Raw genomic sequence first — 11,783 nt, 5'->3', positions numbered from 1 at the left:
TTCGTGTGACGGCAATACCGGCGTTCAGGTAACGGCGGCAGCTTTGTCCATCCAGAATACAAGGGGATATAACGCATGAAGCAGCATGGCATCAAATTCGCGCACTACTGGGTCCTGGGCGCTTTGGCTGCGACTGTGTTTGCCATGCCGGGAACCACGCGAGCCCAGGCATCGGACCCAATAACCTACGTGCAGGGTGCCGACATCGACACACTGGACCCTGCAGTGACGCGCAGCACGACGTCCCAGATCGTAATCTCGCACCTGTTCAATCGCCTGGTCGCGTGGGATGGTCGGGAATTGAAGAGGATCGTGCCGGACCTTGCGGAGTCCTGGTCCACATCAGCGGACGGCAAGACCTGGACGTTTAATTTGCGGAGGAACGTGATGTTCCAGGACGGCACTCCGTTCAATGCGGCAGCGGTCAAATTCAATCTCGATCGCATCCGTGACCCCAAACTGGGATCACCGAACCGTTCCTACTATGCCGATATCGACTCGGTGGCGGCATCCTCGGAACAGGTCCTGCAGATCACGACAAAACACCCGTCACCGACCTTGCTGGAAATGCTTGCCGAAGAATGGTCGGCAATCAGCAGCCCCACGGCGATCCGGAAATTCGGCCGCGCCTATGGGCATCATCCGGTGGGTACCGGACCGTATGAGTTCGACAGTTGGGTACCCAATGATCAGGCCGTCATCAAGCGCAATCCTGGCTACTTCGGTACTTCTTCGAAGGCCGCCGACCTTGTTTTCCGGCCGATGCCTGAGGATTGGGCGCGGGTGATCGAAGTGCAAACGGGCAATGCCGATGTGGCGGCCGACCTCTCGCCCGAGTCCGCGTCGCAACTCAAGGGCAATAACAAGGTGTTGTTGTTGCAGGCGCCAAGTTCATACCAGGTGTTTTTCGAATTGAACGTGACCAAGCCGCCGTTCGATGACGTGCACATACGGCGGGCGGTGAATCTGGCCATAGACAGACAGGCCATTGTGAACAAGGTGCTGATGGGCTACGGCAAAGTCCCGACCAGTCCCTTTGCGGAAGGTACGCAAGGACGACGGACGTTTCAGCCCATGGCGTTCGATCCCGATGCCGCACGAAAGCTGATACGCGCCGTCTATCCGAACGGTTATCCCGGGACGGTTGTGATTTGGACTCCTTCTGGTCGTTACACCAAGGACAGGGCAGTGGCCGAGGTCGTCCAGGGCTATCTCAATGCAGTAGGCCTGAAGACGGAATTCAAGGTGTGGGAGTGGGCTTCGTATCAGAAAACCCTGTACAGGCCGGAACCTGGAAAAGGCACTGGCAAAGGAACTAACGAAGCCAACATGTGGCTGCTGGGGACCGGTATCACCAACGCTGAGATCCGCTTGCGGCGCAAGCTCGCAACGGGTGACCCGTCCAACCTCACGGGCTACAGCAATCCGGAAGTCGATCATTTGCTCGCGCTGGCAGCGACCGAGATGGACTACGACAAGCGGATGAGTTACTACGGCGACATCCAGAAAATCATATGGGAAGACGCACCAAACACTATCCCGTTGTTTGACCAGGTGCAGCTGTTCGGGACGCGCAAGAACTTGACGGGTCTGGTGGTGTATGACGACGGGACTGTCGACTTGAACCAGGCCACGCTGACCAAGCGAGCAAATTGAACAAATTGAGCTAAGTGAGAAAACCGATGACGACACAGACGATACACAACGAAACCCTCCTGACTGAAGCGCGGTTGAGCGCCCCCCCTGCGGAACGCCTGGTCAAGTACCACGACATACCGGGTCTTGACCGCGAGAAATCCCAGTTCCAGGAGTTTGTTGCCGTAGACCTCGCGCATACCACCATGCTGGTCGAGGAGGGCATCATCAGCCGTCTTGTCGGCCGTTCCATCCTGAGGCAACTCTTGTTGCTGAAGAGCATGCAAGCCGGGGATTTTCCGACCGATGTGCGCAAAGGCAGTTTCCTGCTCCAGGTCGAGTCTTACCTGCTCTCGGCGATTGGCGAGGACTTCGCCGGCCAGATGCATACGGGGCGAAGCCGCATCGACCAGGGCGCCACCGTCCGGCGCCTTTACGACCGGAATCGCATGCTGGATGTCATGGACCGCCTCAATGCCCTGCAAACCGCTATCGCCGCTCAGGCGGCCCGGCATGCACGAACCATCATGCCCGGCTATACCCACATGCAGCATGCCCAGCCGTGGGTGTTCGGACATTACTTGCTGAGCTTCGCCACGCGGCTGCACGACAGTTTTGATCGCCTCACGCAAGCTTATGCACGCGTCAACCGCAACCCCCTTGGCGCCGTGGGGCTGGCCGGAACCTCGTGGCCGCTGAACCGGGTGCGCACCACCCATCTGTTGGGCTTCGACGCCATGCTCGAGAATTCGAAACTGGGTCGGGAAGCCTGGTACGCGGCCGAGGCGATCAGCGCACTGTCGTTTGTCATGGCGGATCTCAACGACCTGGCAACGGACCTGCACCTATGGTCAAGCACGGAGTTCGGATTGGTCGAGAGTGATGACAGCTACTGCGGCACCAGCAGCATCTTTCCACAGAAGAAAAATCCCGCTGCACTGGAAACCATCAAGAAGGCAGCGGGCGAAGCCGTCACCTGGCTGGCGACAGCCCTGGCGACATTTCGTGCCGAAGGAACCGGGGACCAGGCCATGCGGGATTTACCGCTGATCCATAGCGCCCTGCAAACCACGGAGGGCATGCTGGACCTGTTCGCCGGCGTCATGGATACCCTGATCGTTCATGAGGAGCGCATGTCGGCATTGCTCGCCGGCAGTTGGTGCACGGCCAGCAATCTGGCCGATGTCATTGTGCGCGAGAGCGGCATGTCGTTCCGGCAGGTGCATCACATTGTTGCCCGGGTGGTGCGTAACAGTCTGGCCGCAGGCATCAGGCCCGACGAGCTGACCGGTGCGGCACTCGACCAGGCTGCGATGGAAACGGCGGGTGTGTCGCTGGGTTTCAGCGACACGCTGGTGCGCGACGCGCTGGATCCGCGCAGTTTCGTGGAAACGCGGGTGACAACGGGAAGCGTGGGTCCCTCGCAGGTGGACCGGCTGCTGGTGCAGGCGCAAGCCGAGCGCGAGACGGATTGTGAATGGGTTGCGAGAGCAAGGCGCAAGCTCGCGCTGGCTCAGACCGAACTGGACAGATCCGTCGCTGCAATCGTGGCATGAGGGAGCACGGCATGGACGAGAATCTGGTTGCCTGTGTACAAAATCTGAGCGTGGCGTTCGGCGGGAGCCCAAGCGTGGTTCCCGTGGTGCGGGACGTCTCTTTCGAGGTCCACCGAGGGCAAACGCTGGCGATCGTCGGCGAGTCGGGTTCCGGCAAATCCGTCACATCGCTCGCGATGATGCGGTTGATCGAACTGGGTGGTGGCCGCATCGTGTCGGGCAGCATGCAGTTGCGTACAAGATCTCAGGGCGTAGTCGATCTGGCTCAGGCGCCGGAGAGTGCCTTGCGCCGGTTGCGGGGCTCGGCCATGGCGATGATTTTCCAGGAGCCCATGACCTCCCTGAACCCGGTGTTCAGGATTGGCGCGCAGATTGTAGAGGCTATTCGACTGCATCAGCGCGGCGATCATCGGGCTGCTGAAGCACAAGCCTTGAGGATATTGGATCTGGTCCGCATTCCCGACGCACGCCGGGTGATGGAGCGTTTTCCGCATCAATTGTCAGGCGGCATGCGGCAGCGAGTCATGATTGCCATGGCGCTGGCCTGCGAACCCACTCTGTTGATTGCGGATGAGCCCACCACTGCATTGGATGTCACGGTGCAAGCCCAGATCCTGCAGATTATTCGATCGCTGCAGGACGATATGGACATGGGAGTCATCTTCATCACGCACGATATGGGCGTGGTGGCGCAGATTGCCGACAACGTCATGGTGATGCGGCGGGGCGATACCGTTGAGAACGGTGCAGTGGAAAAAGTATTCAGCTTGCCGAAACATGCCTACACGCGTGCGCTGCTGGCGGCAGTGCCGAAATTGGGTGCAATGAACGGAACCGATCAACCCGCCAAATTCGCGCTGGTGGGAGATGAGCCGGGCGAGCGGCCACCGTTACCACCGGCGCTACCTGCATCGTCGGGTCCGGACTATTCGGCCGCGCCGCTGCTCAGCGTCAAGGGTCTCGTCAGTCGCTATGATTTGCGCGGAGGGATATTGGGCAAAGTGCAGCGGCGTGTGCATGCTGTCGAAGGCATTGATTTCGATGTGTATGCAGGCGAGACCCTGGCGTTAGTGGGTGAATCCGGTTGCGGAAAATCCACGACCGCACGCGCTGTGGCGCGGTTACTGCATACGCAGGGTGGTGTCATCGAGTTCCAGGGCAGGGACATCGGCGACCTGAAAGGCGCCGCGCTCAAGACGCTGCATCGCGATATCCAGATGGTGTTCCAGGATCCATATGCGTCACTGGATCCGCGCCGAAGCATTGAGGGCAGCTTGCTGGAGCCGCTTCAGGTTCATGGCATTCTGGATGGCGCCGCGGCCCGCACGCGGGTGGGCGAATTGCTGGAACGTGTCGGGTTGCCGGCAGCCTGTGCGCAACGCTACCCGCACGAATTTTCGGGTGGCCAGCGCCAGCGTATCTGCATTGCCAGGGCCCTGGCCTTGTCGCCGAAGCTGGTCGTCGCCGACGAATCCGTGTCCGCTCTGGACGTGTCGATCCAGGCGCAGATCATCAACCTGATGCAGGATCTGCAGAAAGACCTGGGCATCGCGTTCCTGTTCATCTCGCACGATCTGGCGGTGGTGGAGCGGGTCAGCCATCGTGTGGCGGTCATGTACCTGGGACGTATTGTCGAGATCGGTACCCGGCGCCAGATCTTCGAGACGCCGCGCCATCCTTATACGCGCAAGCTGCTGGCAGCGGTGCCATTGGCCGACCCCGGCCGGCGCAAGCGGGACCAGACGTTGATGAGCGGCGATATTCCCAGCCCTGTGCACGGCCTGGACTATCAACCGGAGTCGCTCAGTCTGAGTCAGGTCGCGCCTGGGCATTTCGTGGCCATGACGCCAAAGCTGTGCGCTTGAACGCTGCGGCCGTGATCCTGGCGTCAGGCATTGTGTTGTGCCAAAAACTTGTCTGCGAGGAAAGGAACAAGGGCGGACAGCACCTCATTCAAGGCGTCCTCAGGCAGCTCGCGAAGCAAGATCGTCTCCTTGGTGTGCACGGTACCGGCCTCTCCGACTAGATGGTTGCAGCGCCAACGGCGTCAGCGATTCACCATCCGCGCCGGAATGAAGGCCCACACCAGAAAGGCGGACACCGTCAGTGAACCGGCAACCAGATACAGGCCGGACGACAGCGTGCCGGTCTGGCCTTTCAACCAGCCAATAACGGTAGGACTGACAAACCCGGCCAGGTTCGCGGCCGAATTGATCAGCGCAATACCGGCTGCAGCACCCAACCCGCCCAGGAACGACGTGGGCAGGGCCCAAAACATGGGCACCGGCCGCCATGGCCGGCCGCGACGCGCACGAGGTGCTGCGAAACGAGCCTTTTATTCGCTATGAGCGCTCGGTGCTGGGCGGTCAGTTGGCCGATCGCTACCTGCGCGACCACCAGATTCATCCGCATCAGCGGCTCGAGATCGACGGCTTGCTGGCGATCGCCGCACTCGTCGATCAGGGCATTGGTGTATCGCTGCTGCCGGACTGGGTGTCGCTCTGGTCGAGTGGCATGTCGCTGGCGCGGCTGCCGTTGCCAAGCCGCGCGCCAGTGCGGCGCAGTGGCTTGATCTGGGCGAGCAACGGGCCGCACGCAGCCTTGGCTCGCGATTTTTTCAAGGATGCGCGGGCGATTTTCGGAACCGCCCGGCCTGTGTCTAAAGGTACGGCACGGGGCAGCTAGCCCTTGGGTGTCGTGCCGTGAATTCTGGCCGCGCGCAGGAAATCGAAATCCACACCCTGGTCGGCCTGCAGCACCGTGTCGAGGAACAGCTTCTTATATCCGCGTTCTGCTGTGGGCGCCTCCACGGGAGCGGCGGCTGCACGGCGTGATAGTTCGGTATCCGATACAAGCAGGGTGATTTCGCGGGCCGCTACGCTTAGCCGGATACGATCGCCGTTTTGAACATGGGCCAGCGGGCCGCCGACGGCCGCCTCGGGCGTCACGTGCAACACGATGGTGCCGAAGGCGGTCCCGCTCATGCGCCCGTCGGAAATGCGCACGATGTCTTTGACGCCGGCGCGCGCCAGCTTCTTCGGGATCGGGATATAACCGGCCTCGGGCATTCCCGGCGCCCCCTTCGGACCGATGTTCTTCAGCACCAGGATGTCGTCGGCCGTGACGTCGAGATCGTCCGAGTCAATGCGCTCAGCCATGTCCTTGCCGTTCTCGAACACCACAGCGCGTCCTTCGTGCTGCATGAGTCTGGCATCGGCGGCGGATTGCTTGATGATTGCGCCACCGGGTGCGAGGTTGCCCTGCAGGACGGCAATGCCGCCTTGCGGATAGATCGGGTTGGCGATCGTGCGCACCACGTCCTGTTTGAAGCCGGGACCGGCGAGTTCGATCTCCTCTCCCAGGGTGCGTCCGGTGACAGTCATCGCGTCGAGTTTGAGCAGCGGCTTGAGTTCGCGCAGCAATGTCGCCATGCCGCCGGCGTGGTGGAAGTCTTCCATGTAATGCTGGCCGGATGGTTTCAGGTCCAGCAACACCGGCGTATCGCGACCCATGCGGTCCAGCGCCTTCAGGTCCACATCCAGTCCCATCCGTCCCGCAATGGCGGTCAGGTGCACGATGCCGTTGGTCGAGCCGCCGATCGCAAGCAACACGCGGATGGCGTTCTCGAATGCATCGGCGGTCAGGATCTTGTCGATGGTCAGGCCGCTGTGCGCCATCTGCACCGCCTGGGCGCCGGTCGCTTCGGCGATACGGATACGGTCGGCCGTCACCGCAGGCGGCGATGCGCCGCCCGGCACCGTCATCCCGAGTGCTTCGGCTACGCAGGCCATGGTGCTGGCGGTGCCCATCACCGAGCAGGTTCCGACGCTTGCCACCAGTTGGTTGTTCACGGCGGCGATCTCCGTGCTGTCGATCTCGTCGGCACGGAATTTCCCCCAATAGCGGCGGCAATCGGTGCACGCACCGACGCGTTCGCCGCGGTGCGAGCCGGTCAGCATGGAGCCCGTGATCAGCTGGATGGCGGGAATATTCGCCGATGCGGCGCCCATCAACTGCGCCGGCACGGTCTTGTCGCAGCCGCCGATCAGCACGACCGCGTCCATTGGCTGGGCACGGATCATCTCCTCGGTATCCATCGACATCAGGTTGCGCAGGTACATGCTGGTCGGCTGCGAAAAACTCTCATGGATGGAAATGGTCGGGAAATCCATTGGCAAGCCGCCGGCCAGCATCACGCCGCGCTTGACCGCCTCGATCAATTGCGGCGCGTTGCCGTGGCATGGGTTGTAGGCGCTGCCGGTGTTGGAGATCCCGATGACCGGTCGATCCAGTGCTTCGTCGGTGTAGCCCGCCCCTTTGATGAAGGCTTTGCGCAAGAACAGGGAGAAACCGCTGTCACCATAGTTGGTGAGACCTTTGCGGATCCCGGTGACCGGTGCGGCTGCGGGATCTTCTGGTTGGGTCTTGGGCGTGGACATGGGGAAACCCGGGGTAGTAATAAGTGAAAAAGGGCATGGCAGGCCCACAGGGTGGTGCGGCGCACCTGCTTTGCAGGACAACCTTCAGCTTCATTATGGAAAAGGCCGGACAATAAAAAAAGCTGCTTTTGATATCTTCAAACAACAAAAATTTTTCTATCCGGCGAAAGCCTGAGTGCGCGCCAATGGCTCGTTGACTCTGCATTCCAGTTACCCAGAGGCCGCATAGGCATACGCTTTACAGAAGAGATCGTAAGTCGCCAACAAACCTGGAGCGCAATCCGTAATCCGCGAGGCGCCGGCACTCCAATTTCCCGGAAAATATCTATTGTCTGCAGGTTGCCCGAGCGCAGCCGTTTAAGGTGCCAGTAGAATATGAAACAATCCAGGCGCGGCATCGGATTCAACAAATACCTTATAAGATTTTTTCCGATACTCGGGGCGACATGCGACTGGCTGACTTCATCTTACGTGACATGGAAACAATCCTGGGGCAATGGGAGGCGTTCGCGCTTACCTTGCTGCCTGCCCCGGCAGACATGAAGTCGCTGGCATTGCGTGATCATGCGCGGCAGATCCTGGAGGCCGTGGCAAAGGATTTATCGACTTCCCAGACCAAGGAGGCCCAACTCGAAAAATCAATGGGGCGAGCCCCCAGACTGATTGGAGCCCCGGAGACAGCGGCGCAAACACGCGCCGTTCTGCGGGCGCGAGGGGGTTTCGACATCAACCAGCTGGCCGCCGAGTACCGTGCGCTGCGTGCCAGCGTCCTTCGCTTGTGGATCGATGCGTGTCAGACTGAGGCTCCTCATGCGGATGACGTCATCCGGTTTAACGAGGCCATTGACCAGGCGCTTGCCGAATCGATCAGCTTTTTCAGTGTCCAGGTGGACCAGGCTCGTAACCTCTTGCTTGGGATGCTTGGGCACGACATGCGCAGTCCGCTCCAGACCATTCAAATGACAGCGGTGTATCTGTCGAACCTGAATGCCGGGGACAAAGTATCGGGAGCCGCTTCTCGCTTGATCAGGAGCGGCGCTCGCATGCAGGCGCTTCTGGGCGATATGCTTGACTTCAATCGAACGAAGCTGGGCCTGGGGATCAACATTGCACCCACCGATGTCGATCTCGCGAATCTGCTAGCCGATGAACTGGACCAGTTGCGAGCAGCGCATCCGGAACGCCGGGTGGAACTGGAGGTGGAGGGCGACTCCCAGGGTGTTTGGGACGGCCGGCGTTTGCAACAGTTGCTCGGTAATCTGGTGACGAATGCGATCAAGTACGGAGCATCTGACGCACCGGTACGCGTGGTCATGACTTGCGGGGAGACGGACGTCAGCTTCGAGGTCAGGAACCGGGGGCCTGTTATAGATGGGTCGAGCCTGGACCGGATCTTTGATCCTCTCCAGCGTGGGCTGAATCAGGTAAAGACCTACGATACCGATGGCAACCTGGGACTTGGGTTATACATTGCGCGCGAAATTGCCAAGGCCCACGGGGGTGAGATCGCAGCGAGGTCCGACGAAACTGAAACCGTGTTCGCCGTGCGTCTGCCACGCCGCAAATAGCGCGATATTGTTATCGCCGTGGACCTTTTCGAAGACCTTTTGAAGGGGCTTCGTCAATGACGGAAACTCATCACCAGGGCCGCCAGCTTGTTCGGTGGCTGCCCTTTCTGGCTATAGCCGTCAAACGAGTGATCAACAAGGTGTTTGTGCACGTCGCCGTCATCGTTTAACGCTGTAAAGGCCACGATTACCGTTCCGCTGGTGCGTGAATCCTGCCGCAAAGCGAAGGTGGCCTCGTAGCCATTGCATTCGGGCATGGAGATATCCATGAGGATGACGTGGGGCGCCCAGTGTGTTCCGATCGCAATGGCTTCCAGTCCGCCGAATGCGACGCGGCATTCCATGCTCTCGAACGACAAATAGCTTGCCATTGCTGCGGCGGCATTCTGGTTGTCGTCGACCACTAAAACGCGCAACGGCATTCCGGCGAGCTCGAAGCTGCGCCTGGTCCATGGATGAGGTGCAATTTTGATGGCATTTGAATGCATATGTTCTCCGGGATAGAGAGCATGACGCATCATGCATGCCGCGTCGCATTTTTGTTGAGCCTCCTCCCTCGGTGCACCACGCCGACACGGTTCACAGAGACAAATACTCGCGCCATTTCAGCCGAACCTTGGTGATTTCATCTAGTCGCGGTTGATCTGGTGGGGTGGTCGACCTGAATCGGTCAAGGCTGCCTTGACCGATTTTTACCGTAGTGATGGCTCGACAATCATGGGAATGGAGCGTAACGCCGGGCATCCAGGAACAAGTTTCATGTGCATGGTGGTCAAGTATTCCCTAACGGTATCTCCAACGGCGGAGCGGGATAGTCACGCTTGCTGGAGCGTCAGCGAAGCGACCTCTGTGTTGGCAAGTCCGCGCAAAACGTTCGGGTCCAGCAGGATCTTGCTTCGGCGATACCCGGCCCCCATTACGACAAATTTTCGCTTCGTTACTTCCTCGTCGACCAGGATCTTCATCCCCTCCGGCAGACCAAATGCGGTAATCCCGCCAAACTCCATGCCTGTCAGTTCCGCCGCCACTTCCCGCTTGGCGAACGACACGCGTTTGGCCGCTAGCAGCGCCTTCACTGCACCATTGACATCGAGGCGTCGCGAGCCGAGATTGACCACGGCCGCATGGTGTTCAATACCGTCCCTTGCAAACCTGAGGATCAGCGTATTGGCGCAATCGTCGAGGCTGAAGCTATAACGTTCGCTGAACTGCGCGGTATCGGAATGCTCATCGCGCACCGAGAAGACCGCGACATCCTGTGCAGGAAGCCCGGAAGCAACCGAGGGCGGGAGATGCATAGGCCATTGGTCGCGCGGGATTGCATCGAAGTTATGTTTTTTGGCTAAGTCGAGAAGTTGCATCATGAGTTTCCAGAAAGATCCTCGATCGTTCAAGCGTTCCAGAGATCCGTCGACAGGTACTTGAGACCTGAATCGCAGATCACCGCGGCGATTGTCCTGCCCCGCATCTCTCCGGCAAGCAATTGCAGCGCGGCGGCAACGTTGGCCCCGGCAGAAAACCCGCCGAAAATTCCTTCTGCTCGCGCAAGCTCCCGTGCCACACGGCGCGCGTCGTCACCGGAGACCTGAAGATAACCGTCAGCGTTCACGCCATGCATAAACTGCAGGTGGGCAATCGCATAACCCGTTCCCCATGTTGCCTGAGGTCAACTCAACGACGGTCTGACCGGGTCGCAACGCGCCGCCGCGTTCGGCCTCATCGATGATGCCAAGAGCCGCGCGATCGTTCTTCGAAAAACCTGGATTGAGGTAATCAAGCTTGGCGAGAATGGACCCCTCCACGCCATATGATTTTGTAAGGCGGTCCAGCCGAACCAGCGGAGTATGTCCGATTGCGTCGATCACTGAATCGAGTACCTTCGGCATGACGAACTCCTCTTTGCGCGTTCACGGAAAATCGCTACTTTGAAGCGTATCCACGTTCACTGGCTTGTACGTTCTTGCTAAAGAGGGCCCATCTTTGCCTTGTCACGGCAGCCGTCGCCCGCGGGTCTATCAGGGAAATTTGCCGCAAGAGATCGCCGCCTCCGCCAACAAGAAAACCGCGCTGATTGCTGAGCGCGGTTTTTGCACAAGGCGCGCGGCAAACGCGCGCTTTATATTTATGGTTACTGGGCTTGAATCTTTCTCGGCTTCGGCGGCGTCTGCACCTTGCTGTACTGGAACTCGGGCGTTTCCTTTAGCGCGTCCTTCGTTGCACCCGCCAGATAGAAGTTTCCGTTGCGTATGTCGAGCGAGCCAATGGGCACCGCGACGTCATGCGTGGCGACACCCAGGAAACCACCGGTGGCGATGACGGCCGCCGACACGGTCGTATCCGGCGAAATGACCAGGTCGAGGATTGAACCGATTTTCTCGTTCTTGTCGTTGTAGACCGCTTTCCCAAGGATGCTCTTTTTAGCGCTCCAGCCCTGCAGCAATGCCTGCGACTGCTGGACCGTCACGGACAGCGGCTGGGTGCCGGCCACTTGTGCTTGCGCGCCCATACTTGCCGCGCCAATCAGGGTTGCAACCGTCACGCTTTGCCAAATTTTCATATCGATGTCTCATTTCATTAGGGTGCCC

The 11,783-nt window shown here is 59.7% G+C and carries 12 protein-coding genes and 1 pseudogene; 6 read left to right on the top strand and 7 right to left on the bottom strand.

Annotated elements, in window-relative coordinates:
• The first annotated feature begins 75 nt into the window (after nt 1-75).
• Genes ABH944_RS24845 through ABH944_RS24835 form a run of 3 tightly spaced genes read left to right on the top strand, consistent with a single transcriptional unit; the run spans nt 76 to nt 5,056 of the window.
• Nucleotides 76-1,656, top strand: coding sequence for an ABC transporter substrate-binding protein (locus ABH944_RS24845; protein WP_404609890.1), 1,581 nt, complete (start codon nt 76-78; stop codon nt 1,654-1,656).
• Nucleotides 1,657-1,682: 26 nt separating this feature from the next.
• Complete coding sequence (gene argH, locus ABH944_RS24840) at nt 1,683-3,191, top strand: argininosuccinate lyase (protein WP_404609891.1); 1,509 nt, start codon at nt 1,683-1,685, stop codon at nt 3,189-3,191.
• Nucleotides 3,192-3,202: 11 nt separating this feature from the next.
• Entirely contained in the window at nt 3,203-5,056 is a 1,854-nt protein-coding gene (locus ABH944_RS24835) for a dipeptide ABC transporter ATP-binding protein (RefSeq protein ID WP_404609892.1), read from the top strand.
• Between the two features lie 182 nt (nt 5,057-5,238).
• On the opposite strand, the pseudogene ABH944_RS24830 reads toward ABH944_RS24835, so the two are convergent.
• Nucleotides 5,239-5,475: pseudogene (locus ABH944_RS24830) on the bottom strand (MFS transporter); the annotation flags it as partial.
• Nucleotides 5,476-5,483: 8 nt separating this feature from the next.
• Between ABH944_RS24830 and ABH944_RS24825 the strand changes: the two are divergent.
• Nucleotides 5,484-5,876: a LysR substrate-binding domain-containing protein gene (locus ABH944_RS24825; RefSeq protein WP_404609893.1), complete on the top strand. Its 393-nt coding sequence runs from the start codon at nt 5,484-5,486 to the stop codon at nt 5,874-5,876.
• On the opposite strand, the gene ABH944_RS24820 is transcribed toward ABH944_RS24825, so the two are convergent.
• Nucleotides 5,873-7,630: an IlvD/Edd family dehydratase gene (locus ABH944_RS24820; RefSeq protein WP_404609894.1), complete on the bottom strand. Its 1,758-nt coding sequence runs from the start codon at nt 7,628-7,630 to the stop codon at nt 5,873-5,875. The genes ABH944_RS24825 and ABH944_RS24820 overlap by 4 nt on opposite strands.
• Here ABH944_RS24820 and ABH944_RS24815 point away from each other — a divergent pair.
• A complete protein-coding gene (locus tag ABH944_RS24815; protein WP_404609895.1) occupies nt 7,629-7,805 on the top strand; it encodes a hypothetical protein in 177 nt (58 codons plus the stop codon). The two genes, ABH944_RS24820 and ABH944_RS24815, sit on opposite strands and share 2 nt — an antisense overlap.
• Before the next feature lie 271 nt (nt 7,806-8,076).
• Nucleotides 8,077-9,198 (top strand): ATP-binding protein, encoded by a 1,122-nt coding sequence (locus ABH944_RS24810; RefSeq protein WP_404609896.1) that lies wholly within the window; start codon nt 8,077-8,079, stop codon nt 9,196-9,198.
• Nucleotides 9,199-9,251: 53 nt separating this feature from the next.
• Here ABH944_RS24810 and ABH944_RS24805 read toward each other — a convergent pair whose 3' ends face one another.
• From ABH944_RS24805 to ABH944_RS24785, 5 genes are all read right to left on the bottom strand, one after another.
• Nucleotides 9,252-9,719 carry a response regulator gene (locus ABH944_RS24805; protein ID WP_404609897.1) on the bottom strand — a complete coding sequence of 156 codons (468 nt, stop codon included), beginning with the start codon at nt 9,717-9,719 and terminating at the stop codon, nt 9,252-9,254.
• Nucleotides 9,720-10,013: 294 nt separating this feature from the next.
• Nucleotides 10,014-10,562 (bottom strand): YbaK/EbsC family protein, encoded by a 549-nt coding sequence (locus ABH944_RS24800; protein ID WP_404609898.1) that lies wholly within the window; start codon nt 10,560-10,562, stop codon nt 10,014-10,016.
• Nucleotides 10,563-10,588: 26 nt separating this feature from the next.
• A complete protein-coding gene (locus tag ABH944_RS24795) occupies nt 10,589-10,807 on the bottom strand; it encodes a pyridoxal-phosphate dependent enzyme (protein WP_404609899.1) in 219 nt (72 codons plus the stop codon).
• Complete coding sequence (locus ABH944_RS24790) at nt 10,797-11,084, bottom strand: pyridoxal-phosphate dependent enzyme (protein ID WP_404609900.1); 288 nt, start codon at nt 11,082-11,084, stop codon at nt 10,797-10,799. Before ABH944_RS24790 ends, ABH944_RS24795 begins: the two co-directional genes overlap by 11 nt.
• A 242-nt stretch (nt 11,085-11,326) precedes the next feature.
• Entirely contained in the window at nt 11,327-11,755 is a 429-nt protein-coding gene (locus tag ABH944_RS24785) for a PRC-barrel domain-containing protein (RefSeq protein WP_097270310.1), read from the bottom strand.
• Between the last annotated feature and the right edge of the window lie 28 nt (nt 11,756-11,783).

Origin of the sequence: Caballeronia udeis (genome assembly GCF_044909315.1) — a bacterium.
In the GTDB taxonomy this organism is placed as follows: Bacteria; Pseudomonadota; Gammaproteobacteria; order Burkholderiales; family Burkholderiaceae; genus Caballeronia; species Caballeronia udeis_A.
The sequence above is the reverse complement of the archived record's forward strand: the minus strand, read 5'-3'. Positions and strand labels throughout refer to the sequence as shown.

What these genes read in the sequence shown, in the direction of transcription:
- ABH944_RS24845 (WP_404609890.1), top strand. Translation starts at nt 76, where the DNA reads ATGAAGCAGCATGGCATCAAATTCGCGCACTACTGGGTCCTGGGCGCT.
- argH (WP_404609891.1), top strand. Translation starts at nt 1,683, where the DNA reads ATGACGACACAGACGATACACAACGAAACCCTCCTGACTGAAGCGCGG.
- ABH944_RS24835 (WP_404609892.1), top strand. Translation starts at nt 3,203, where the DNA reads ATGGACGAGAATCTGGTTGCCTGTGTACAAAATCTGAGCGTGGCGTTC.
- ABH944_RS24825 (WP_404609893.1), top strand. Translation starts at nt 5,484, where the DNA reads ATGGCCGGCCGCGACGCGCACGAGGTGCTGCGAAACGAGCCTTTTATT.
- ABH944_RS24815 (WP_404609895.1), top strand. Translation starts at nt 7,629, where the DNA reads ATGGGGAAACCCGGGGTAGTAATAAGTGAAAAAGGGCATGGCAGGCCC.
- ABH944_RS24820 (WP_404609894.1), bottom strand. Translation starts at nt 7,630, where the DNA reads ATGTCCACGCCCAAGACCCAACCAGAAGATCCCGCAGCCGCACCGGTC.
- ABH944_RS24810 (WP_404609896.1), top strand. Translation starts at nt 8,077, where the DNA reads ATGCGACTGGCTGACTTCATCTTACGTGACATGGAAACAATCCTGGGG.
- ABH944_RS24805 (WP_404609897.1), bottom strand. Translation starts at nt 9,719, where the DNA reads ATGATGCGTCATGCTCTCTATCCCGGAGAACATATGCATTCAAATGCC.
- ABH944_RS24800 (WP_404609898.1), bottom strand. Translation starts at nt 10,562, where the DNA reads ATGATGCAACTTCTCGACTTAGCCAAAAAACATAACTTCGATGCAATC.
- ABH944_RS24790 (WP_404609900.1), bottom strand. Translation starts at nt 11,084, where the DNA reads ATGCCGAAGGTACTCGATTCAGTGATCGACGCAATCGGACATACTCCG.
- ABH944_RS24785 (WP_097270310.1), bottom strand. Translation starts at nt 11,755, where the DNA reads ATGAAAATTTGGCAAAGCGTGACGGTTGCAACCCTGATTGGCGCGGCA.